The 23,963-nt window shown below is 70.2% G+C and carries 18 protein-coding genes; 15 read left to right on the top strand and 3 right to left on the bottom strand.

Translation table 11 applies throughout. The features are described 5' to 3' along the window. The first annotated feature begins 151 nt into the window (after positions 1–151). The 13 genes from uvrC to ACIRA5_RS21930 all read left to right on the top strand — a co-directional run bounded on the left by uvrC (position 152) and on the right by ACIRA5_RS21930 (position 17,023). Complete coding sequence (gene uvrC / locus ACIRA5_RS21990) at positions 152–2,347, top strand: excinuclease ABC subunit UvrC (RefSeq protein WP_403693078.1); 2,196 nt, start codon at positions 152–154, stop codon at positions 2,345–2,347. A 134-nt stretch (positions 2,348–2,481) separates the two neighbouring features. Further along, positions 2,482–3,369 carry an RNase adapter RapZ gene (gene rapZ / locus ACIRA5_RS21985; protein WP_075026813.1) on the top strand — a complete coding sequence of 296 codons (888 nt, stop codon included), beginning with the start codon at positions 2,482–2,484 and terminating at the stop codon, positions 3,367–3,369. Beyond that, entirely contained in the window at positions 3,366–4,436 is a 1,071-nt protein-coding gene (gene yvcK / locus ACIRA5_RS21980; protein ID WP_352048600.1) for a uridine diphosphate-N-acetylglucosamine-binding protein YvcK, read from the top strand. The genes rapZ and yvcK overlap by 4 nt, the downstream gene beginning before the upstream one ends. Further along, on the top strand, positions 4,427–5,416 hold the full coding sequence (gene whiA, locus ACIRA5_RS21975) for a DNA-binding protein WhiA (protein ID WP_010987695.1): 990 nt from the start codon (positions 4,427–4,429) through the stop codon (positions 5,414–5,416). Before yvcK ends, whiA begins: the two co-directional genes overlap by 10 nt. 163 nt (positions 5,417–5,579) lie before the next feature. Further along, positions 5,580–8,537, top strand: coding sequence for a M14 family zinc carboxypeptidase (locus ACIRA5_RS21970; RefSeq protein ID WP_403693077.1), 2,958 nt, complete (start codon positions 5,580–5,582; stop codon positions 8,535–8,537). Between the two features lie 190 nt (positions 8,538–8,727). Continuing rightward, complete coding sequence (gap, locus tag ACIRA5_RS21965) at positions 8,728–9,738, top strand: type I glyceraldehyde-3-phosphate dehydrogenase (protein WP_351303047.1); 1,011 nt, start codon at positions 8,728–8,730, stop codon at positions 9,736–9,738. A 128-nt stretch (positions 9,739–9,866) separates the two neighbouring features. Further along, positions 9,867–11,078 (top strand): phosphoglycerate kinase, encoded by a 1,212-nt coding sequence (locus tag ACIRA5_RS21960; protein WP_403693075.1) that lies wholly within the window; start codon positions 9,867–9,869, stop codon positions 11,076–11,078. Between the two features lie 6 nt (positions 11,079–11,084). Further along, on the top strand, positions 11,085–11,861 hold the full coding sequence (tpiA, locus tag ACIRA5_RS21955; RefSeq protein ID WP_403693073.1) for a triose-phosphate isomerase: 777 nt from the start codon (positions 11,085–11,087) through the stop codon (positions 11,859–11,861). 125 nt (positions 11,862–11,986) lie between these two features. Beyond that, on the top strand, positions 11,987–12,223 hold the full coding sequence (secG, locus tag ACIRA5_RS21950) for a preprotein translocase subunit SecG (protein ID WP_006373292.1): 237 nt from the start codon (positions 11,987–11,989) through the stop codon (positions 12,221–12,223). A 236-nt stretch (positions 12,224–12,459) separates the two neighbouring features. After that, on the top strand, positions 12,460–12,795 hold the full coding sequence (locus ACIRA5_RS21945; RefSeq protein WP_075026247.1) for an RNA polymerase-binding protein RbpA: 336 nt from the start codon (positions 12,460–12,462) through the stop codon (positions 12,793–12,795). 188 nt (positions 12,796–12,983) lie between these two features. Then, the gene (locus ACIRA5_RS21940) at positions 12,984–14,252 is read left to right on the top strand and encodes an MFS transporter (RefSeq protein WP_403693071.1); all 1,269 of its coding nucleotides are present in this window, start codon (positions 12,984–12,986) and stop codon (positions 14,250–14,252) included. Positions 14,253–14,324: 72 nt separating this feature from the next. Further along, positions 14,325–15,977 carry a glucose-6-phosphate isomerase gene (gene pgi, locus ACIRA5_RS21935; RefSeq protein ID WP_403693069.1) on the top strand — a complete coding sequence of 551 codons (1,653 nt, stop codon included), beginning with the start codon at positions 14,325–14,327 and terminating at the stop codon, positions 15,975–15,977. Positions 15,978–16,078: 101 nt separating this feature from the next. Then, positions 16,079–17,023: a hypothetical protein gene (locus ACIRA5_RS21930; protein WP_403693067.1), complete on the top strand. Its 945-nt coding sequence runs from the start codon at positions 16,079–16,081 to the stop codon at positions 17,021–17,023. A 19-nt stretch (positions 17,024–17,042) separates the two neighbouring features. On the opposite strand, the gene ACIRA5_RS21925 is transcribed toward ACIRA5_RS21930, so the two are convergent. From ACIRA5_RS21925 to ACIRA5_RS21915, 3 genes are read right to left on the bottom strand one after another with little or no spacing between them, the layout of a single operon-like run. After that, a complete protein-coding gene (locus ACIRA5_RS21925) occupies positions 17,043–19,334 on the bottom strand; it encodes an ABC transporter permease (RefSeq protein ID WP_403693065.1) in 2,292 nt (763 codons plus the stop codon). 5 nt (positions 19,335–19,339) lie between these two features. After that, complete coding sequence (locus ACIRA5_RS21920) at positions 19,340–20,113, bottom strand: ABC transporter ATP-binding protein (RefSeq protein ID WP_403693063.1); 774 nt, start codon at positions 20,111–20,113, stop codon at positions 19,340–19,342. Then, a complete protein-coding gene (locus ACIRA5_RS21915) occupies positions 20,110–20,625 on the bottom strand; it encodes a PadR family transcriptional regulator (RefSeq protein WP_403693061.1) in 516 nt (171 codons plus the stop codon). Before ACIRA5_RS21915 ends, ACIRA5_RS21920 begins: the two co-directional genes overlap by 4 nt. A 188-nt stretch (positions 20,626–20,813) precedes the next feature. On the opposite strand from ACIRA5_RS21915, the gene ACIRA5_RS21910 reads away from it, so the two are divergent. Further along, the gene (locus ACIRA5_RS21910) at positions 20,814–22,085 is read left to right on the top strand and encodes an ABC transporter substrate-binding protein (RefSeq protein ID WP_403693059.1); all 1,272 of its coding nucleotides are present in this window, start codon (positions 20,814–20,816) and stop codon (positions 22,083–22,085) included. 209 nt (positions 22,086–22,294) lie between these two features. Beyond that, complete coding sequence (locus ACIRA5_RS21905) at positions 22,295–23,932, top strand: glycoside hydrolase family 13 protein (protein ID WP_403693057.1); 1,638 nt, start codon at positions 22,295–22,297, stop codon at positions 23,930–23,932. Positions 23,933–23,963 lie beyond the last annotated feature (31 nt).

Here is a 23,963-nt window from a genome sequence, read left to right as displayed (position 1 = left end):
GTTGACCAAGCCCCGACAACACCTGATACGCAACCTACTCAACCTGCCGTACCGCCCTCTGGCCGATCTGCGATCGCGGTCCCGGCGGCTGAGTCCACAGGCGGGCCGGGAGGTCGTCGCGGTGTCAGCCCTCGCCAGTAGGGTGTGTGACATGGCCGACCCCTCCAGCTACCGCCCCAAGCCGGGACAGATCCCGGACTCTCCCGGGGTGTACAAATTCCGCGACGAGCACCGCCGGGTGATCTACGTCGGAAAGGCGAAAAGCCTGCGCCAGCGCCTGGCCAGCTACTTCCAGGACCTGGCGGGCCTGCACCCCCGCACCCGCACCATGGTCACCACGGCCGCGTCCGTGGAGTGGACGGTGGTGTCCACGGAGGTCGAGGCGCTCCAGCTGGAGTACTCCTGGATCAAGGAGTTCGACCCCCGGTTCAACGTCAAGTACCGCGACGACAAGAGCTACCCCTACCTCGCGGTGACGATGAACGAGGAGTTCCCGCGTGTGCAGGTGATGCGCGGCCACAAGCGCAAGGGCGTGCGCTATTTCGGTCCGTACGGACACGCGTGGGCGATCCGCGACACCGTCGACCTGCTGCTGCGCGTCTTCCCGGTCCGCACCTGTTCGGCGGGCGTCTTCAAGAACGCCGCCCGCACCGGCCGCCCCTGCCTCCTCGGCTACATCGGCAAGTGCTCCGCCCCCTGTGTCGGGCGGGTCTCCGACGAGGAACACCGTGACCTGGCCGAGGAGTTCTGCGACTTCATGGCCGGCCGTACGGGGACGTACATCCGCCGCCTCGAGAAGCAGATGACGGACGCGGCCGAGGAGATGGAGTACGAGCGGGCGGCCCGTCTGCGCGACGACATCGAGGCCCTGAAGAAGGCCATGGAGAAGAACGCGGTCGTGCTCGCCGACGCGACCGACGCCGACCTGATGGCCGTCGCCGAGGACGAGCTGGAAGCCGCCGTGCAGATCTTCCACGTACGCGGCGGCCGGGTGCGCGGGCAGCGCGGCTGGGTCACCGACAAGGTGGAGGCCGTCACCACCGGTGACCTGGTCGAACACGCGCTGCAGCAGCTCTACGGGGAGGAGACGGGTGACTCCGTCCCCAAGGAGGTGCTCGTCCCGGCACTGCCCGACCCCGTGGAACCCGTCCAGGAGTGGCTGACCGAGCGCCGCGGGTCGAACGTCTCCCTCCGCATCCCGCAGCGCGGCGACAAGAAGGCGCTCATGGAGACCGTGCAGCGCAACGCGCTCCAGGCTCTCGGCCTGCACAAGACCAAGCGCGCCTCCGACCTGACCACCCGCTCGCGCGCCCTGGAGGAGATCGCCGGAGCCCTCGACCTGGACAGTGCCCCGCTCCGGATCGAGTGCTACGACATCTCGCACCTCCAGGGGGACGACGTGGTCGCCTCCATGGTCGTCTTCGAGGATGGGCTGCAGCGCAAGAGCGAGTACCGGCGCTTCCAGATCAAGGGCTTCGAAGGCCAGGACGACGTCCGCTCCATGCACGAGGTGATCACCCGCCGCTTCAGGCGCTATCTCGCCGAGAAGGAGCGGACGGGCGAGTGGACGGACGGCGAGAACGTCTCAAGCGACGGGACCTCCGCCGACGGGACCTCCGCCGACGGGGCTTCCGCCGACGGGACTTCCCGCGACGGGACCTCCACCGAAAGCGCTCCCCCGGGGAACACCGCTCTGGAAGGTGACACCACGGGGAACGCCTTCGCGGGGAACGCCTTCACCGAGGAGGACGGCCGCCCCAAGCGCTTCGCCTACCCTCCGCAGCTCGTCGTCGTCGACGGTGGCCAGCCGCAGGTCGCGGCGGCCCAGAGGGCCCTCGACGAACTGGGCATCGACGACATCGCCGTCTGCGGCCTCGCCAAGCGCCTGGAGGAGGTCTGGCTGCCGCACGAGGACGACCCGGTGGTCCTGCCCCGCACCAGCGAGGGCCTGTACCTGCTCCAGCGGGTCCGTGACGAGGCCCACCGCTTCGCCATCACCTACCAGCGCACCAAGCGGGCCAAGCGTTTCAAGGCGAGCCCACTGGACGAGGTGCCGGGCCTCGGCGAGACCCGCAAGCAGGCGCTGATCAAGCACTTCGGCTCGGTGAAAAAGCTGCGATCCGCGACCATCGACCAGATCTGCGAGGTCCCCGGCATAGGCCGCAAGACGGCCGAGGCGGTCGCCGTGGTCCTCGCCCAGGCGGCTCCGGCCGCACCCGCCGTGAACACGGCGACTGGAGAGATCATGGAAGACGAGGAAGTCGGGGCGTCCGGTACGACCGCGGGCTCCCCCGAGGAGCCCGTGTCCGCGGGCGCCTCACACGAGCGACGGGGGCAGGAGACATGAGCGACAACGAACGACAAGAGATCCCAGCACCGGCCGAACAATCGGCCGAACAACCGGCTGAACAGATGGCCGGACCGCAGACCGGGCAGACGGCATCACCACAGGCCGCCGACGAGACCCAGGGGGGTACGACGATGGAGACGCCCGCGGTGCCCGAAGCCGCCATCCCCGAGCTGGTGATCATCTCCGGGATGTCCGGGGCGGGCCGTTCGACGGCCGCCAAGTGTCTGGAGGACCTCGGCTGGTTCGTCGTCGACAACCTGCCGCCCGCGCTGATCCCCACCATGGTGGAGCTCGGCGCCCGCTCCCAGGGCAACGTGGCGAGGATCGCGGTCGTCGTCGACGTACGAGGCCGCCGCTTCTTCGACAACCTCCGCGAGTCCCTCGCCGACCTGGAGGCGAAGAACGTCACCCGGCGGATCGTCTTCCTGGAGTCCTCCGACGAGGCCCTGGTGCGCCGCTTCGAGTCCGTGCGCCGTCCGCACCCCCTCCAGGGCGACGGCCGCATCGTCGACGGCATCGACGCCGAGCGCGAGCTGCTGCGCGAGCTGCGCGGCGACGCCGACCTGGTCATCGACACCTCCAGCCTGAACGTGCACGAGCTGCGCGCCAAGATGGACGCCCAGTTCGCCGGCGAGGAGGAGCCCGAGCTGCGGGCCACCGTCATGTCCTTCGGCTTCAAGTACGGCCTTCCGGTCGACGCCGACCTGGTCGTGGACATGCGCTTCCTGCCCAACCCGCACTGGGTCCCGGAGCTGCGCCCCTTCACCGGCCTGAACGAGGAGGTGTCGGCGTACGTCTTCAACCAGCCCGGCGCCAAGGAGTTCCTCGACCGCTACACCGAGCTGCTCCAGCTCATCGCCGCCGGCTACCGCCGCGAGGGCAAGCGCTATGTGACCATCGCGGTCGGCTGCACCGGCGGCAAGCACCGCTCGGTCGCCACCTCCGAGAAGCTCGCCGCCCGCCTCGCCTCGCAGGGCGTGGAGACCGTGGTCGTCCACCGGGACATGGGGCGCGAGTGACCGGACGTGCCGCACTGCGGCTGAGCAGGCTGCGCCGGGTCGCCTCCGAGGGACGCGGCGACAGGCCCGCCGAGGCGCGCGGCGGGAAGCCGCGCCGCCGGGGTGCCCAGCCCAAGGTCGTCGCCCTCGGCGGCGGCATGGGGCTGTCCGCCTCGCTCGCCGCGCTGCGCCGGATCACCGGCGATCTCACCGCCGTCGTCACCGTGGCCGACGACGGCGGATCCAGCGGGCGCCTGCGCGACGAGCTGGGCGTGCTGCCGCCCGGCGACCTGCGCAAGGCCCTGGCCGCGCTGTGCGGCGACGACGACTGGGGCCAGACCTGGGCCCGCGTCATCCAGCACCGTTTCCAGTCCCAGGGCGATCTGCACGAGCACGCGGTCGGCAATCTGCTGATCGTCGCCCTGTGGGAACAGCTCGGCGACCATGTCCAGGCCCTGGACCTGGTCGGCAGGCTCCTCGGCGCGCACGGCCGGGTGCTGCCCATGTCCGCCGTACCCCTGGAGCTCCAGGCCCTGGTCAAGGGGCACGACCCGGAGCGGCCCGAGGACGTGGACACGGTACGGGGACAGGCGACCGTGGCCCTCACCCCCGGCGAGGTGCAGTCCGTGCACGTCGTCCCCGCCGACCCGCCCGCCGTCCCCGAGGCAGTGGCGGCGGTCCTCGACGCCGACTGGGTGGTCCTCGGCCCCGGCTCCTGGTTCTCCTCGGTGATTCCGCACCTTCTCGTGCCCGAGCTCCTCGATGCGCTCACCGAGACGAAGGCGCGCCGGGTACTCTCCCTGAACCTCGCCCCGCAGCCCGGAGAAACCGAGGGCTTCTCCCCGCAGCGTCATTTGGAGGTTTTGGGACGACACGCCCCTAAACTCGCCCTGGACGTGGTGCTGGCCGACGAGGCCGCCGTGCCCGATCGCGACTCACTCACCGACGCCGCCCAGCGGTTCGGCGCCGCGGTCGAGCTGGCGCCGGTGGCCCGGACCGACGGATCTCCGCGGCACGACCCGGAGCTGTTGGCTGCCGCGTACGACCGTATTTTTCGGATGCATGGAAGGATCGGCCCATGGCGATGACGGCAGCGGTGAAGGATGAAATTTCCCGGCTCCCCGTCACCCGGACCTGCTGCAGAAAGGCGGAGGTTTCCGCCATTCTGCGGTTCGCCGGCGGCCTCCACCTGGTGAGCGGCCGGATTGTGATCGAGGCGGAGCTGGACACCGCGATGGCGGCGCGCCGGCTGAAGCGGGACATTCTGGAGATCTTCGGCCACAGCTCCGAACTGATCGTGATGGCGCCCGGCGGTCTGCGCCGCGGCTCCCGGTACGTCGTACGCGTCGTCGCGGGCGGCGACCAGCTGGCCCGCCAGACGGGGCTCGTCGACGGCCGTGGGCGCCCGATCCGGGGCCTCCCGCCGCAGGTGGTCTCGGGGGCCACCTGCGACGCCGAGGCGGCCTGGCGCGGGGCGTTCCTGGCGCACGGCTCGCTCACCGAGCCGGGGCGCTCCTCCTCCCTGGAGGTGACCTGCCCGGGTCCGGAGGCCGCGCTCGCGCTCGTCGGCGCCGCCCGCCGGCTCTCGATCGCCGCGAAGGCCCGCGAGGTGCGCGGCGTGGACCGCGTGGTCGTCCGTGACGGAGACGCGATCGGAGCGCTGCTCACCCGGCTCGGAGCGCACGAGTCGGTGCTGGCCTGGGAGGAGCGGCGGATGCGCCGCGAGGTCCGCGCCACGGCCAACCGGCTCGCCAACTTCGACGACGCCAACCTGCGCCGCTCGGCCCGTGCCGCCGTCGCCGCCGGAGCCCGCGTGCAGCGTGCCCTGGAGATCCTCGCGGACGAGGTGCCGGAGCATCTCGCGGCCGCCGGACGGCTACGCATGGAGCACAAGCAGGCCTCCCTGGAGGAGCTGGGCGCGCTCGCCGACCCGCCGCTGACCAAGGACGCTGTCGCCGGCCGTATCCGGCGGCTGCTCGCGATGGCCGACAAGCGGGCCCAGGATCTCGGCATCCCCGGGACGGAGTCGAACCTCACCGAGGAGATGGCGGACAACCTCGCGGGATGACCCGTCCGACCGATCGCCGGAAGCCCAACACGCCGGTGCCGATGTCCACTTGGGACGTCGGCACCGGCGTTTGCGTTCCTGTGAGGCACCCTTGACTTGACCATGAAGTGTCATGAGCCTGGCATCTGTTCGCTGCTGTGGCGGACTCACGCAAGGGGGGCTCATGAGACGAAGAGCGAGAGCGATCCTCGCTACCGGCGCGCTCCTGCTGGGCGGTGCGGGCATGGCGCCCATCGCCCAGGCGCAGAACGGCGGTTCACCCAAGCCCGGCGCGAACGCCGTGAAGGTGTTCCACGCGGAGATCACGAAGCAGCAGATACCCCTGCTGCTGGCGGCCGGGCAGGACGGCCACGAACTCGGCGACACGACGTGGAAGAACGGCAAGAGCGAGGTCGAGGTCTACGTCACCGACCAGCAGGCCAAGAAGCTGGAGAAGCAGGGCGTCGACCTCACCGAGCACACCCTGACGGCCAAGGCCGAGGCGCGGGTGGAGAACGCGGCCCAGGGCGTGTTCCGCCCGTACAGCGGCAAGGGCAATCTCCAGGAGGAGATCGTCAAGACCGGCGCCGCCCACCCCGACCTCACCAAGGTCGTCTCCATCGGCAAGACGGTCAACGGCCAGGACATCCTCGCGCTCAAACTGACCAAGGGCGCGAAGAAGTCCAAGGACGGCTCCAAGCCGTCCGTGCTGTACATGTCCAACCAGCACGCGCGCGAGTGGATCACGCCCGAGATGACACGGCGTCTGATGCACTACTACTTGGACAACTACTCCACGGACAAACGCATCAAGAAGATGGTCGACTCCACCGAACTGTGGTTCGTCCTGTCGGCCAACCCCGACGGCTACGACTACACGTTCAAGGACGCCGACGCGCGCCAGTGGCGCAAGAACCTGCGGGACGTCAACGGCGACGGGGTCATCTCCACCGGTGACGGCGTCGACCTCAACCGCAACTTCGCCTACAAGTGGGGCTACGACGACGAGGGTTCGTCACCCAACCCCACCAACGAGACCTACCGCGGCGCGAGCCCCGGCTCCGAGCCCGAGACCAGGGCGCTCGACGCCTTCGAGCAGCGGATCGGCTTCACGTACGGCATCAACTACCACTCCGCCGCCGAACTGCTCCTCTACGGAGTGGGCTGGCAGGTGGCGACGCCCACCCCGGACGACGTGCTCTACAAGGCGCTCGCCGGAACCCCCGAGCACTCCGCGATCCCGGGCTACCACCCCCAGGTGTCCTCGGAGCTCTACACGACCAACGGCGAGGCGGACGGCCACGCGGGCAACGTCAACGGCATGGCGATGTTCACCCCCGAGATGTCGACCTGTGAGACCGCCTCGGACATCGACCCGAACGACGCCTGGAACGCGGCCGACTGCGCCTCGGTCTTCACCTTCCCGGACGACGAGAAGCTGATCGAGCAGGAGTTCGAGAAGAACGTTCCGTTCGCGCTCTCCGTCGCCGAGACCGCGGCCCACCCCGACCAGCCGTCGTCCTCGGTGGGCCTCAACGCGGCCGACTTCACCCCGGCCCCCTTCACGACGTCGTACTCCCGCGGGGCCGACCAGGAGGTCTCCGTCGTCGTCCGCAAGTCCGTACGCGACAAGGAGCTCAAGTACCGCGTCAACGGCGGCCGTACGCTGGACACGGCCCTCAGGGCCTGGAAGGGCGGCGAGACCTACGGCGGCAAGGACAACCTCTACTTCGACGAGTACCGCGCCAAGGTGAAGGACGGCGACCCCGGCGACAAGGTCGAGGTCTGGTTCACCGGTGAGACCAGGAGCGGCAAGAAGACCTCCAGTACGCACTTCACGTACACCGTGGCCCAGCGGCCCAGCGCCGACACGCTGGTCGTCGCCGAGGAGGGCGCGACCGCCACGCAGTCCCAGGCCTACGTCGACGCCCTGAAGGCCAACGGCAAGAAGCCCCTCGTCTGGGACGTGGCAACCCTGGGCGCGCCCGACGCGCTCGGCGTGCTCGATCACTTCAAGACGGTCGTCCACTACACCGGCGCGGCACGGCCGGGCAACGCCACCCAGCTCCAGCTGCGCGCCTTCCTCAACGAGGGCGGCAAGCTGATCGAGGCGGGCGAGCAGGCCGGCGGCAACGTCGATCTCGGCGGCGGCACCCTTTCGAACGACTTCAGCCAGTACTACCTGGGTGCCTACTCCCGTACGTCCACTCCGGGGGCCAACGGATTCTCCGGCGCCGGGAAGCTCACCGGCTTCACGGGGGCGCTCGGCGACGCGCCCGGCAATCCGCTGAACACGGCGGGCACCTACGGCGTCACCTCGGACTCGCTGGCGCCCGCGCAGTACCCGCAGTTCGCCTCGAGCGCGGGAGCGGGCCAGTTCGCCGGGACCGTCAACCCGTACGGGCCCTACGCGGGTTCGTACATGGCCGCCGCCGTGCACACCGACGACGCCTACAAGCGCCTCACCCGGACCATCGACCTCACCGGTGTCAGCGCCGCCGACAAGCCGACGCTGCGCACCCAGCTCCTGTGGGACACCGAGCCCGGCTACGACCACGCGGTGCTCGAGGCTCACACCACCGGGGCCGACGACTGGACGACGCTGCCGGAGGCGGGCGGCGCCACCAGCACCACGGTCCCGGCGGAGTGCGAGGCCGGATTCCTGGTCAGGGAGCACCCCTTCCTCAAGCGGTACCTGACCGTGAGTTCCACCGGCTGCGCCAACACCGGTACCAGCGGGGCGTGGAACAGCTTCACCGGTGCCTCCAGCGGCTGGCAGCAGGTCGGCTTCGACCTCAGCGCGTACGCCGGCAAGTCGGTCGAGGTGTCGCTGAGCTACATCACCGACCCGAACACCGGCGGTCACGGCGTCCTCGCGGACAACGCCTCCCTCGTCGTCGGCGGGGCGGCCACCGAGACCGAGGGCTTCGAGACCTCCCTCGGGCCCTGGAGCGCTTCCGGGCCGCCTCCGGGCAGCCCCTCCGTGCTCAAGGACTGGGCGCGCTACGGAGAACTGTTCAAGACGTACGGCGGAGTCACCACGCACGACACGGTGCTGCTGGGCTTCGGCCTGGAGCACGTCACCGCGGCGGCCGACCGCGCGGCCCTCGTCAAGAAGGCGCTCGGGGCGCTGAACAGCTAACCCGGTGTGACTATCTCGTCAACACCGAGGGTGTTCCGTACCCCTACTGGTGGGTACGGAACGCCCTGCCGTGTATGGGGTATCTCGATGTCACCGCAGACGCCCCGGGGAGGTAGGGTCGTAGGCGGTCGGGGACATCCCATACAACTCGCCGGCACTGAGTCGGCGTACCTAACGAGGAGATCGGTTCGTGACGATCCGCGTAGGCATCAACGGCTTTGGCCGCATCGGTCGTAACTACTTCCGCGCGCTGCTGGAGCAGGGTGCTGACATCGAGATCGTGGCTGTCAACGACCTGGGTGACACCGCGACCACCGCTCACCTGCTGAAGTACGACACCATCCTGGGCCGCCTCAAGGCCGAGGTGTCGCACACCGCCGACACGATCACCGTCGACGGCCACACCATCAAGGTGCTCTCCGAGCGCAACCCCGCCGACATCCCGTGGGGCGAGCTGGGCGTCGACATCGTCATCGAGTCGACCGGCATCTTCACCAAGAAGGCCGACGCCGAGAAGCACATCGCCGGCGGCGCCAAGAAGGTCCTGATCTCGGCTCCGGCCAAGGACGAGGACATCACCATCGTGATGGGCGTCAACCAGGACCAGTACGACCCGGCGCAGCACAACATCATTTCCAACGCCTCCTGCACCACCAACTGTGTGGCGCCGATGGCCAAGGTGCTCGACGAGAACTTCGGCATCGTCAAGGGCCTGATGACGACGGTCCACGCGTACACGAACGACCAGCGCATCCTGGACTTCCCGCACTCGGACCTGCGTCGCGCCCGCGCCGCCGCCGAGAACATCATCCCGACCACGACCGGTGCCGCCAAGGCCACCGCCCTGGTCCTCCCGCAGCTCAAGGGCAAGCTCGACGGCATCGCGATGCGCGTCCCGGTCCCGACCGGCTCGGCCACCGACCTGGTCGTGACGCTGCAGCGCGAGGTCACCAAGGACGAGGTCAACGCCGCGTTCAAGAAGGCCTCCGACGACGGCGACCTCAAGGGCTACCTGGCCTACACCGAGGACCCGATCGTCTCCTCGGACATCGTCGGCGACCCGGCCTCCTGCACCTTCGACTCCTCCCTGACGATGGTCCAGGAGGGCAACTCGGTGAAGATCCTCGGCTGGTACGACAATGAGTGGGGCTACTCCAACCGCCTCGTCGACCTCACGGTCTTCGTCGGCGGTCAGCTCTAAGTCCCGGAGCAGGCACCTCTGATGTGAGAGCAGGGCTCGGGCAGCGCACCGCCGCGTTGTCCGAGCCCTGCTCTGTGCACGGATCGATCAGCCCTCCCGGACAACAGAGCCCTCCTAGGAGTCCCTTTATGAAGACGATCGACGAACTTCTCGCCGAAGGCGTGGACGGCAAGCGGGTCTTCGTCCGCGCCGACCTCAACGTGCCGCTGGCCGACGGCCTCATCACCGACGACGGCCGTATCCGCGCCGTCCTGCCCACCATCAGGGCCCTCGCCGAAGCGGGCGCCAAGGTGGTCGTCGCCTCGCACCTGGGCCGCCCCAAGGGCGCCCCGGACCCGGCGTTCTCCCTGCTGCAGCCCGCCGAGCGTCTCGGTGAACTGCTCGGTGCCCCCGTGGCGTTCGCCCAGGACACCGTCGGCCCCGCCGCCCACGACGCCGTGAACGGCCTCCAGCCCGGCCAGGTCGCCGTCATCGAGAACCTGCGCTTCAACCCGGGCGAGACGTCCAAGGACGACACCGAGCGCGGCGAGTTCGCCGACCGGCTCGCCGCCCTGGCCGACGTCTACGTAGGCGACGGTTTCGGTGCGGTGCACCGCAAGCACGCCTCCGTGTACGACCTCCCGGCGCGCCTTCCGCACTACGCGGGCTACCTCATCGCCACCGAGGTCAACGTCCTGAAGAAGCTCACCGAGGACGTCAAGCGCCCCTATGTCGTCGCGCTCGGCGGCGCCAAGGTCTCCGACAAGCTCGCGGTCATCGACCAGCTGCTCGGCAAGGCCGACCGTCTGCTCATCGGCGGTGGCATGGCGTACACCTTCCTCAAGGCCAAGGGCTACGAGGTCGGAATCTCCCTCCTTCAGGAGGACCAGGTTCCGGTCGTCAAGGAGTACATGGACCGCGCGGAGAAGAGCGGCGTCGAGCTGGTCCTCCCCGTCGACGTCCTGGTCGCTCCGGAGTTCCCGGACCTGAAGACCAAGGCCCCCGCCAACCCCACCACCGTCGCCGCGGACGCCATCCCGGCCGACCAGGAGGGTCTGGACATCGGTCCGGAGACCTGCAAGCTGTACGCCTCGAAGCTCGCCGACGCGGCCACCGTCTTCTGGAACGGTCCGATGGGCGTCTTCGAGCACCCCGACTACGCCGAGGGCACCAAGGCGGTCGCCCAGGCCCTCGTCGAATCCCCGGCCTTCACGGTCGTCGGCGGAGGCGACTCCGCCGCGGCCGTCCGCATCCTGGGCTTCGACGAGAAGGCATTCGGTCACATCTCGACCGGTGGCGGCGCCTCCCTCGAATACCTCGAGGGCAAGACGCTCCCCGGCCTCGCCGCACTGGAGGACTGACCCCGCATGACGACCCGTATGCCGCTGATGGCGGGCAACTGGAAGATGAACCTCAACCACCTCGAGGCCATCGCGCACGTCCAGAAGCTCGCCTTCGCCCTGGCCGACAAGGACTACGAGGCCTGTGAGGTCGCCGTCCTGCCGCCCTTCACCGACCTGCGCTCCGTGCAGACCCTGGTCGACGGCGACAAGCTCAAGATCAAGTACGGCGCGCAGGACCTGTCGGCGCAGGACTCCGGTGCCTACACCGGCGAGATCTCGGGCCCGATGCTGTCGAAGCTGAAGTGCACGTATGTGGCGATCGGCCACTCCGAGCGCCGGCAGTACCACAACGAGACCGACGAGATCGTCAACGCCAAGGTCAAGGCCGCCTTCAAGCACGGCCTGACCCCGATCCTGTGCGTTGGCGAGGAGCTGGACGTCCGTGAGGCGGGCAACCACGTCTCGCACACGCTCTCCCAGGTCGACGGCGGTCTCAAGGACGTCCCGGCGGAGCAGGCCGAGTCGATCGTGATCGCTTACGAGCCGGTCTGGGCCATCGGTACCGGCAAGGTCTGCGGCTCCGACGACGCCCAGGAGGTCTGCGCGGCGATCCGCGCCCGGCTGGCCGAGCTGTACTCCCAGGAAGTGGCCGACCAGGTCCGCATCCAGTACGGCGGCTCCGTGAAGTCCGGCAATGTCGCGGAGATCATGGCGAAGCCCGACATCGACGGCGCCCTGGTCGGCGGTGCCTCTCTGGACGCCGACGAGTTCGTCAAGATCGTCCGCTTCCGCGACCAGTAAGTATGCGCTAGCGGCGATTCGTCGTACCCTTGCGGGGGTCGGGGCCTTCGGAGTGGGCTTGAGGTGCTCACCCAGTAGGCTTCGGCCCCCGTCGTCCATTCAGTTCCGAGGAAGTTGGTCCAGCCGTGGTTTTGGGGTTCTCGATCGCCCTGATCGTCTTCAGCCTGCTGCTGATGCTGCTGGTGCTGATGCACAAGGGGAAGGGCGGCGGTCTCTCCGACATGTTCGGTGGCGGCATGCAGTCGTCCGTCGGTGGCTCCTCGGTCGCCGAGCGCAACCTCGACCGCATCACCGTGGTGATCGGTCTGCTCTGGTTCGCGTCCATTGTCGTGCTCGGCATCCTGATGAAGGTCAACAACTGATCACCGACCGGCATCGGTACAGCAGCACAACTGCACATTACGCAAGCACAATCCGCACGTAAGGCCCCATGTCCGGTGCGCGCCCCCAGGCGCGGCCTATCATGGGGCTTGCGTCTAGGGGCCGGGGTGTAACTCCAATCACTGGACGCGCGTTGGGCCTTACGTAGACTGAGGCGCTCGCAGCGAAGCGTCACGCCGACTCGCTTCGCGGCACCATCACGCAGGGAGTTACGACCGTGGCAAGTGGCAACGCGATCCGAGGAAGCCGGGTCGGGGCGGGGCCGATGGGCGAGGCCGAGCGCGGCGAGTCCGCGCCGCGGCTGCGCATCTCCTTCTGGTGCTCCAACGGGCACGAGACGGTGCCCAGCTTCGCCAGCGACGCGCAGGTTCCCGAGACCTGGGACTGCCCGCGCTGCGGCTTTCCCGCCGGACAGGACCAGGACAACCCGCCGGACCCGCCGCGCACCGAGCCGTACAAGACGCACCTCGCGTACGTACGGGAGCGGCGCAGCGACGCGGACGGCGAGGCCATCCTCGCCGAGGCGCTCGCCAAACTGCGGGGCGAAATCTAGGAGTTGAGAACCGGCCGGGCACCGAGGTGCCTGGCCGGACGTGTTTCGTACGCCGGGTCGCGCGCGGGCGCGCCGCCGGGGCGCGTCAGCGTGCCGACCCGGTCACGGAGCGTCCGCGGCGCCGTCGCGAGCCGATTGTCAGTGGTGCCCTCTACCGTTCTTGAAGTGGCGGAACCAGAGGGGGCGTTGTGACGACGGTCGAGGCGGCGGGGGTACGTGCACCCGCGTGGCGCGGGGGATTCGGGCGGCTGTGGAGCGCGGCGGTCGTGTCGCGTTTCGGGGACGCCCTGCGCACCGCCGCGCTCCCGTTGCTCGCCGTGCGGCTCACGGACGATCCGCTCGTCATCGCCTCCGTCACGGCCTGCGGCTACCTCCCCTGGCTCCTCTTCGGGCTGCTGGGCGGCGCGGTCGCGGACCGGGTGGACCAGCGGCGGGCGATGTGGGCCGTCGACACCGTACGAGGCGGGCTGGTGGCCTGCTTCGCCTTCGCCGTCGGGCTCGGCCACGCCACGATCGGCCTGCTGATCGCACTCGCCTTCGCCCTGACCACCCTCCAGACGCTGTTCGACAACGCGTCCACGGCACTGCTGCCCTCCCTGGTGGGCAAAGAGACCCTGGGCAGCGCCAATGCCAGGCTGATGACCGGCCAGCAGCTCGCCGGCGGCTTCCTGGCCGGCCCCTTCGTGCCCCTGCTGCTCACCCTCGGGGCCGCCGCGCCGTTCGCGGCCGACGCGATCACCTATCTGCTGGCCGCGGCCCTCGTGGCCTCCCTGCGGATCCGGGGGCCCGAGCGGGAGCCCCGGCCCGCCGGGAGCACCCTGCGGGCGGAGGTGGCCGAAGGAGTGCGCACCCTGTGGCACGACCGGGTGCTGCGCGCGGTCTGCACGGCCACACTGCTGTGCAACATCGGCATGGGCGCCCTGATCGCCACGCTGGTCCTGCACGTGACCGGCTGGCTGCACGCGGGAAACGCGGGCTTCGCGGCCGCGATGACGGCCTACTCGGCCGGATCCCTGGCCGGGGGAGTGCCGGCCCAGTGGATCGCGCGCCGGATCGGGCGGGTACGGAGCCTGCTCCTGTGCGGCTGCGTCCAGACGGCGGCCCTTGTACTCCTCGGTACCGTCCGCCACCTGGGTGCACTCCTCGCGGGCATGGCACTGCTCGGACTGATGGGCATGGTGTGGAACGTCAACCAGGTCACGCTGATGCAGCAGCGCAGCCCGGCAGCCATGGTGGGCCGCGTCAGCTCCGCGTTCCGCACCGCCTCCACCTCCGGCGCCCCGGTCGGCGCCCTGCTCGGCGGCACCGTGGCGGGCGCCTACGGGCTGAACGGACCCGCGCTGTTCGCGGCCGTCCTCTTCGGGCTCGCCGTCACCTCGCTGATACCCGCGCGGCTGCCGGACGTATCTGTTGTTGAGCCGGACGACGGCGCTACGACAGCTCACGTCAAGCCCTGATCAATTAGGTTGGGACCGGCAGTGGGGCGAGGCAAGCAGCAGCACACGCAGGAAAGAAGGCGGAAGCCAGAGATGAACGCAGACAGCCGTGCCAGGCTCAACCAGACGCCCGAGTGGACCGCTCTGGCCAAGCACCGCGAGGAGCTCGCGGAGACCCATCTGCGGGACCTGTTCGCAACCGACCCCGGGCGCGGAACCGGGTACACCCTCCAGGTCGGCGATCTGCACGTCGACTACTCCAAGCACCTGGTCACCGACGAGACGCTGGGGCTGCTGCGCGAGCTGGCGGCGGCGACCGACGTCTTCGGGCTGCGGGACGCCATGTTCCGCGGCGAGAAGATCAACGTCACCGAGAACCGGGCCGTGCTCCACGTGGCGCTGCGCGCCCCGCGCGATGCGGTGATCGAGGTCGACGGGGAGAACGTCGTCCCGGCCGTGCACGCCGTGCTCGACAAGATGGCCGGCTTCGCCGAGCGGGTCCGCGCCGGCGAGTGGACCGGCCACACCGGCAAGCGCATCAAGAGCGTCGTGAACATCGGCATCGGCGGCTCCGACCTCGGCCCGGCGATGGCGTACGAGGTGCTGCGCTCCTTCACCGACCGCGACCTCACGGTCCGCTTCGTGTCGAACGTGGACGGCGCCGACCTGCACGAGGCCGTCCGCGATCTCGACCCGGCCGAGACGCTGTTCATCATCGCGTCGAAGACGTTCACCACCATCGAGACGATCACCAACGCGACCTCCGCGCGCAACTGGCTGCTGACCGAGCTGAAGGCCGGTCAGGAGGCCGTGGCCAAGCACTTCGTGGCGCTGTCGACGAACGCCGAGAAGGTCGCCGACTTCGGTATCGACACGGCCAACATGTTCGAGTTCTGGGACTGGGTCGGCGGACGGTACTCATACGACTCCGCGATCGGTCTGTCCCTGATGATCGCGATCGGGCCGGACCGCTTCCGGGAGATGCTCGACGGGTTCCACCTCGTCGACGAGCACTTCCGCACCGCGCCCGCCGAGACCAATGTGCCGCTGTTGATGGGCCTGTTGGGCATCTGGTACGGCAACTTCCACGACGCCCAGTCGCACGCCGTACTGCCGTACTCGCACTACCTTTCGAAGTTCACGGCGTATCTGCAGCAGTTGGACATGGAGTCCAACGGCAAGTCCGTGGAGCGCGACGGGCACGACGTGGAGTGGGAGACCGGCCCGGTCGTGTGGGGGACGCCCGGCACCAACGGGCAGCACGCCTACTACCAGCTCATCCACCAGGGCACGAAGCTGATCCCGGCGGACTTCATCGGTTTCGCCGAGCCGGTCGCCGATCTGCTGCCGGGCCTGGTCGCCCAGCACGACCTGCTGATGGCGAACTTCTTCGCGCAGACCCAGGCCCTCGCCTTCGGCAAGACGCCCGACGAGGTGCGCGCCGAGGGCGTGGCCGAGGAACTGGTCCCGCACAAGACGTTCAAGGGCAATCACCCGACGACGACGATCCTCGCGAGGAAGCTGTCGCCCTCGGTCCTCGGCCAGTTGGTCGCCCTCTACGAGCACAAGGTGTTCGTCCAGGGGGCGGTCTGGAACATCGACTCCTTCGACCAGTGGGGTGTCGAGCTCGGCAAGGTCCTCGCCAAGCGGGTCGAACCCGCGCTGACCGAGGGTGCGGACGTGCCGGGTCTGGACGAGTCGACGAAGGCGCTCGTCGCGAAGTACCGGGAGCTGCGCGGCCGGTAGGCGCGGTCGCGCGTGAGTCACGGAAAGCGGGCGGTGGGAGTCCGCCCGCTTCCCGTAGACTCCCGGGCGATCATGCGGATGAAGGCTCGGGGGAGCGGAAGTTGACTGGTTCGCGAGGGAGTTGGACGGGCGGCACGCTGACGGCGAGGTCGTTTCTGAGGCCGAAGCGGGTCGCGGAGGCGGTGTTCCATCCGGCGTGGATCCCGGAGGCGGTCGATCCGGGGGTGGAGCGGCTCAAGCGGGTACGGGTCATCGCCGGGGCGGTCGCGGCGGTCGGTGTCTACACCTTCGTGCAAGGCGGGTTCGCCTTCACGGAAATGCTGCAGAACATGCTGACGGCGTCCGCCGTGCTGCTGTTCATCACCCCGTTGACCGTCGGGGCGATGCTCTTCGTCTGGCGGCGCACCGGGACGGTCCGGCAGCTGCGGGTGCCGCTCGGCAACTCGTTCAAGCTGCTGCTGGCCTTCGTCGGGTCCATCGTCCTGACCGTGCTGATGTGGTGGCTTGCCGCCGGGGTCGGAGGGTTCGCCCTGGTGCTGGGGCTGGTGGCGATCTGGCTGACCGGGTTCGTCGGCTCGGGTGCGGTGAAGGTGTCCGGCAACTTCTTCGGTACGGCCGCGGTGCATCGGTGTCTGCCGCCGTTGCTCGCCACCGTGACGACGTGGCTGATGGCCCTTCCGGACCTCGCCACGGGGGATCTGCACGGGCTCAGTCTCGGGATGGGGGTTGTCTTCATTCTGGGGGCGCCGGTGACGGTCACGGGGATTGCCGCGCTGGAGATGTACCGGTTGCGCAGGCGGCACGGGATACGGCTGAGGGCGCATCCGGCCACACTGCCTCCGCCAGTCCCGTCGGCTCCGCCTGCCCCGCCGTACGGGTACATACCGCCGCAGGGCAACCCGTACGGGCCGGGTCCGGCGTACACGTACAACCAGGGCAACCCCTATGCGCTGGGGCAGCGGAACCCGTACAACCAGGGACCGCAGAACCCGTACAACCAAGGACCGCGGAACCCTTACAACCAGCAGGACCCGCACGGGTTCTGACCGCGCGCGGGTCCCGGGCTCAGGCCACCGCGCTCAGGGTGTCCGCGAGTCGTCGTCGGGCGGCGCGGCCCGCGGGGAGCGCGGCGAGGGCGGCGGCGCCCAGGACCGCGGCCAGACCGAACAGCGACAGCAGGAGGGGGGACGGCCCCCGGGCGATACCGGCACCGATCCCACTCGACTTCCCCTGGACGTCGATCAGCCAGTGCGCCAGAGGCAGCCCCAGCGCCGTACCCGCGAGGACCGCGGCCAGCGCGGTGCAGGCGGTGGCCGTGACGGTGACCGCCGTGATCTGCCGCGGGGACAGCCCGATGGCCTTGAGCGCCAGCAGATCCCGTTCGCCCTCGCGCACGGTGCCGCCGACCGCGGTCAGCAGCTCAATGAGTCCGATGAGGGCCAGTACGGCGATCAGCCCGACGACGACGCCGCGCAACGGCGAGAGACCGTCGGCCGGGTTGGTGACGGCGTGCACGTCCAGGTGCCCGTGCCCGGCCGCCGTCAGCGCGGCGGCGACCTTGCCCGGGTCGGAGCCGGGGCGCAACTGGAGCTGGTAGAGGGTCGGGCGCAGCTCCGGGTCGTTCTCGCGCAGGGTGTCGAGCGAGGTGGAGATGACGCGGCCGCCGTTCTCCGGCTCGATACTGCGGCCGACGATGTGCAGGATCTGCGGGCGCGCGCCGACGGTCATCCGCACCCAGTCCCCGACGCGCACATCCAGCAGGTCGAGCAGCCCCTGACCGGCCACCGCCTCGTCGGGCCCGCGGGCCGGGCGGCCCTCGGCCAGCGAGAACGGGTACGGGTCCTGGTGCGTACCGAGCCCGCGCAGTGCGATCGTCGCCGTCTGGCCCGGAACCAGAGCGGCCACCTCGGCGCCCGGGTGCACGGCGGTGACCTGCGCGTTCCGGGCGAGCAGGGCGCGGGCTGCGGGATCGCCGAGGCTCTCGTCCGGGTGCGCCGTGAGCGCGGCCGCGAGGCCGATCCGCTCGGGTTCGCTGTGGAAGCGGTCGATGGTGGTCCAGGCGCTCAGCGCGACCACGATCAGCAGCAGCGGCAGGGCGAGCCGGGCGACCGTGGCCAGCGAGCGTGGTCGCCGCGGGAAGGCCTGGTGCCAGCCCAGCACGAGCGCGGGGGGCAGTCGCAGTCCGAGCGCCCGGCGGGCCACGCCCGACAGGCGGCCGGCCGGGGGTGCCGCGGCCCGCAGCACCGGCACGGGGGGCACCCGGCCCGCCCGCCACGCGGCGATCCCGGTCGTCGCGCCGATGAAGAGCACCGCGGCCACCGGCACCGCCAAGAGTGCCGCGGTGTGTCCGGGCAGTCCCTGCCAGACACCCAAGGCGTCGCCGAGGCGGCCGGGGATCCGGCTCCCCGGCGCCTGCGTGAGCGTGGCGGCGACCAGGGCGCCCAGCGACGCGTACACCACGTGCTGGATCAGGAAGATGCGCACCACCTGGCCGGGCGTGAACCCGATCGCCTTCAGTACCGAGATGTCCCGCAGGTGGCCGCGGATACGGGTGCCGATCGCGCCGTGCACGGCGAGCGCGGCGGCGAGGAGCGCGCCGAGGCCGAACAGGCCAAGCACCTGTCCCAGCAGCCGGTTGTCGCCCTGAGCCTCGGCGCGGGCCTGCTGCCAGTTCGACACCTGGGTGACCGCGCCGGAGCCGAGCGTCGTCACCGCGCGCTGCACGGCGTAGTCCGTGTCTCCGGGATCGGTCAGGCGCAGACCGATGATCTGGCCCGTAGGCCCGTCCGCGCCCCGCACCGTGGAGGGCAGCGCCCAGACGACCCCTGACCGCTCGCCGGGGCGGTAGCGGGGCTCGGCGCTGTCGGTCACGCCCAGGACGGTCAGGGTGCGTGCGGTGCCGGGCACGGTGAGGGTGTCCCCGGGCTCGGCCCACAGCGCTCGGGCGAGGCTTTCCTCCAGGACGACTCCGTCGGGCCGGGCGTGGTCGAGCCAGTGACCGGAGACGAGCAGCGGCCGACCGGTGGCGGGCGGCTCGACGGCGCCGCGCAGTTCGACGGAGGCACGGGTACCGCGTGACTCGACGGTGGCGGACGCGGTGCGGTACGGGCCCGCCACGGAGGCGACACCGTCCAGCCGCGCGAGCCGCCCGGCGTCGGCGGACGCGCCGGTGTGGATCCACACATGCGCGCCGTGCGACTGCGTGAAGACGCGCTGCCAGGGGTTCGTCGCGTATCCGAAGAGCGCCGCGGCGAGCAGCAGCGAGGTGACGATTCCCGCGGTGGCGAGCACGATGAACAGTGCCTCGCCCCGGTGCGTGCGCAGATCGGCATGCGCCCAGCGCAGAGTGGCCCGCACGCCGCTCAGTCCCTCAGTTCCAGCACGCCGGATATCCCGGCGCCGCGTGACGGCGTGCCGTCGAGTTCCGCGTCGTCGGCGATGCGGCCGTCGAAGAAGCTGATCACGCGGTCCGCGGCGCTGGCGAGCCGGGCGTCGTGGGTGACGAGCACGATGGTCTGACCGCGCTGGTGGAAGCGGGACAGCAGCCGCATCACCTCGCGGGTGCCCTTGCTGTCCAGGCTGCCCGCGGGTTCGTCGGCCAGCAGCAGGGACGGATGGTTGACCAGCGCCCGGGCCAGGGCGACGCGCTGCTGTTCGCCGCCGGACAGCTCACCCGGCATGCTGCGTCCCTTGCCCGCCAGACCCAGCTCGGACAGCAGCCGCTCGCGCTCGGCGCGCGCCTGCTTGGGGGAGACCCCGGCGAGCAGGGCGGGCAGCTCCACGTTGTCGGCGACCGACAGGTTGGAGACCAGGTTGAAGAACTGGAAGACGATGCCGATGCGCCGTCGCCGTTCCACCGCCCAGCGCGCCTCGCTGTACGCGTCCGTGCATTCGGCGTCCAGCCAGACGCTGCCGGAGTCGGGCCGCTGGAGGCCGCCGAGGAGGTGCAGCAGCGTGGACTTGCCGGCGCCGGACGGGCCGGTGACGGCCACGAACTCGCCCTGGCGCACGGCAAGATCCACTCCACGCACGGCATACGCCGGGGCGCCCTCGCCGTAGTGGGTCTTGACCAGACCCTCGGCGCGCAGCAAGGGAGGCGAACCCTCGGCGCGCGGCACAGGAGCGGTGTGGCTCATTCCAGCTCCTCCAGTTCCTCCTGGCAGCGCTCCAGCCAGTCCAGATCGGCCTGAAGGTGCAGCATGGCGCCCTCGATCAGCAGCTGGGAGATGCGGTTGTCCCGGTCCTCGGCCGCGGCGAGCTTCGACAGGTTGCGCATGGTGTTCAGATACTGCCGCCGCTGCCTGTTGATCAGCGCGATCTGGTCGGCCAGGCCGGTCGTCGGGGCGAGCGCGAGTTTCATGAAGAACTCGTCCCGTACCCGAGGCTCGTCCGCCGTCTCCTGGTACCAGGCATCCAGCGCCTCGCGCCCGGTCTCGGTGAGGTGGTAGATCTTCTTGTTGGGCCGGCTCGACTGCTCGACTTCCTCGCCCTCGATCAGTCCCGCCTTCTCGAGGCGGCCGAGCGTGACGTAGATCTGGCCGACGTTGGGCTGAGGGTACGCGGAGCCCAGCAGTTGCTCAAGGTCCTGCTTGAGCTCGTACCCGTGGGCCGGGCCTCGCGCCAGCAGGGCCAGGAGGGGCAGCCGCACCCGTGCTCTCCTCCCCGCGTCCTCGTCATGTGCCGCAGACCGATGTCATACCGATGTCAGGCCGTTGCCCGGTCGATGCGGCCGGAGACCAATGTGTCGCAGGCCCTAGTATCGCCCATACCTAACAGGTATACATGGCCACTGACGCCGGGCGAGGGTGCCCGACGCCGGTGTACAGGGAGGAACCTATGCGGTGGATACGTGCCGCCGGTAGGGGCCTCCTGGTCGCGGCGGTGGTCCTGACCGGTTACGTCGCCTCCGGCACCCCCGCCGACGGGGCGCACGGCGCCGGTCGCGGCCCGCTCACCCTGGCGACCGCGGGGGACCTCACCGGCTATCTGGGGCCACTGCTCGAAGGGTGGAACCGTACCCACCCCGGCGAGAAGGTCACCCTCGTCGAACTCCCGGACTCCGCCGACGAGACGCACGCGCAGATGACGACCGACCTGCGCGGCGGCGGCAGAAGCCGCTTCGACGTCCTCAACATCGACGTCGCCTGGACCTCGGAGTTCGCCGCCGCGGGCTGGATCTCTCCGCTGGACCGCGGCCGCTTCCCGCTCCACAGCTTCCTGCCGCCGGTCGTGGACACGGCGACGTACGACGGAAGGCTGTACGCGGTCCCGTACGTCACCAACGCGGGACTCCTCCTGTACCGCAAGGACGTCCTCGCCAAGGAGGGCGTCGCGCCGCCGCGGACCTGGGCCGAGCTGGAGCGACAGGCGAGGACCATCGCCCCGAAGTACGGACTCGACGGCTACGCCGGCCAGTTCCTGCCCTACGAGGGTCTCACCGTGAACGCGGCGGAGGCGGTCTACTCGGCGGGGGGCACGATCCTCGGCGACGAGGGCGAGCGCGTCACCGTGAACTCCGAGGCGGCCCGCGAGGGCATCGGGTTCCTCGCCGACGGCGTGCGCGACGGCTGGATCGCGAAGAAGTCGCTGACGTACAAGGAAGAGGAGTCCAAACAGGCCTTCCAGGACGGCCATCTCCTCTTTCTGCGCAACTGGCCCTACGCCTACGTCGGTGCTTCCGGCAAGGGGTCGGCGGTCGCCGGGAAGGTCGGCGCGGTCCCCCTGCCCGGACCCGACGGACCGGGCACGAGCGTGCTGGGCGGCTCCAACCTGGCCGTCAACACGCATGCGCGGCACCCCGATTCGGCCGCGCGCCTGATCGCGTACCTCACGACCGAGCGGGCGCAGCGCCAGGTCCTCACCCAGGGTGCGCTGCCGCCCGTACGGGCGGCGCTGTACCAGGACCCGGAACTGATCCGGGAGTTCCCTTATCTGCCCACGCTGCGCGCCAGCGTCCTCGCGGCCGCCCCACGCCCCAAGAGCCCGCGCTACGACCAGGTCAGCCTGGTCGTGCAGGCCGTGGTCCACGATGCGATGACGGGGCACGAGACGCCTTCCGCGGCGGTACGGCGGCTGGCGCGCGAGCTGGCGGCCATCCCGCGCCGCTAGCACCCGGCGGTGCCTCATTGGCGTCCTGCTAGTTACTTGTTAGGTAACGGGAGTATCCCATCTCCCGATTCTGTGCCCGAAAAGTCCGCACATAACTGACCAACTCCTCGGTCGATGCCGGGTTGATGCTGCCTACTCGTTGACACCCACGCGACACGCCTACCTAACATGCATGCATAACCGTAGGCACGCACAGACAGGTCCAACGGGTGACCCTCCACACGCACCGCTGGTGGCGCGACGCAGTGATCTACCAGGTGTACGTCCGCAGCTTCCTGGACAGCACCGGTGACGGCATCGGCGATCTCGCCGGGGTTCGCGCGGGTATGCCGTACCTCAAGAAGCTCGGTGTCGACGGCATCTGGCTGAGCCCCTTCTACCCCTCGCCGCAGCACGACCACGGCTACGACGTCGCCGACTACTGCGACGTGGACCCGCTCTTCGGCGACCTCGCCGAGTTCGACCTGCTGATGACCGACGCCCGACGCCTCGGCGTCAAGGTGCTCCTGGACATCGTCCCCAACCACTGCTCCAGTGAGCACCCGTGGTTCCGTGCCGCGCTCGCGGCGGAGCCGGGCAGCGCGGCCCGCGCCCGCTTCCACTTCGCCGACGGACGCGGCCCGGACGGCGCCGAGCCGCCCAACAACTGGCACGCCATGTTCGGCGGACCCGCCTGGTCCCGCGTCACCGAGGCGGACGGCAACCCCGGCCAGTGGTACCTGCACATGTTCACGTCCGAGCAGCCCGACCTGAACTGGCGCAACCCCGAGGTCGGCGCGCACTTCGACCACGTGCTGCGGTTCTGGCTCGACCGGGGCGTCGACGGCTTCCGCATCGACGTCGCCGCCGGCCTCTTCAAGCACCCCGACCTGCCGGACTCGCCCGACCCGGAGGCCGACGCCCGCACCCGCGACTCGGTCAACCCGCTCGCCTGGAACCGGCCCGAGGTGCACGACGTGTGGCGCCACTGGCGGTCCGTCTGCGAGGAGTACACCGGGCGCGACGGCCGCGACCGGCTGCTGGTCGGCGAGGTCTCGGTACCGACGGCCCGCGAACACGCCCAGTACGTACGCCCGGACGAGCTCCACCAGGCCTTCTTCTTCGACCTGCTCAGCGCGCCCTGGAACGCCGACGCCTTCCGCAAGGTCATCTCCGAGGCCATGCAGGACATAGCCGGCACCGGATCGACGGTCACGTGGGTCCTCAACAACCACGACCAGGTCCGCACCGTCACCCGCTACGGCGAGCTCGGCACCGAGGGCAGCGGCCTCGGCACGGCCCGTGCCCGCGCCGCCGCACTGCTGATGCTGGCGCTGCCCGGAGCCGCGTACATCTACCAGGGCGAGGAGCTCGGGCTGCCCGAGGTCGTCGACCTGCCCGACGACGTGCTGACCGACCCGATCTTCCGCCGCACGGGCAGCCGCGCCCGTATCCGCGACGGCTGCCGGGTGCCGCTGCCCTGGTCCGGGCACGCCTCGCCGTTCGGCTTCACCTCGGGCGCCGAGAGCGCCAAGCCGTGGCTGCCGCAGCCCGCCTACTTCGCCGAGTACGCCACCGACCGCGCGCTCGCGGACACCCGCTCCTTCTGGCACCTCTACCGCGACGGGCTCCAGCTGCGCGCCGGACTCCCGCAGCTGGGCGAGGGCGCGCTGCGCTGGCTTCAGGCGCCGCCCGGCGTCCTCGCCTTCGTCCGCGGCGACGGCCTGGTGTGCGCCGTCAACTTCGGTACGGCCCCCACGCCCGCGCCCGTCTCCGGCACCCCCTTGCTGTCCAGCGGCCCCTGCCCGGCCGGCGTGCTGCCCGGCTCGACGGCCGCCTGGTGGATCAGCGACCGCACGAATCCCTGACCGTCCCCTCCTCTGCCTTCCCATCCTCCGG

Source organism: Streptomyces sp. NPDC096311 (assembly GCF_044763085.1).
In the GTDB taxonomy this organism is placed as follows: Bacteria; Actinomycetota; Actinomycetes; order Streptomycetales; family Streptomycetaceae; genus Streptomyces.
The sequence above is the reverse complement of the archived record's forward strand: the minus strand, read 5'-3'. Positions and strand labels throughout refer to the sequence as shown.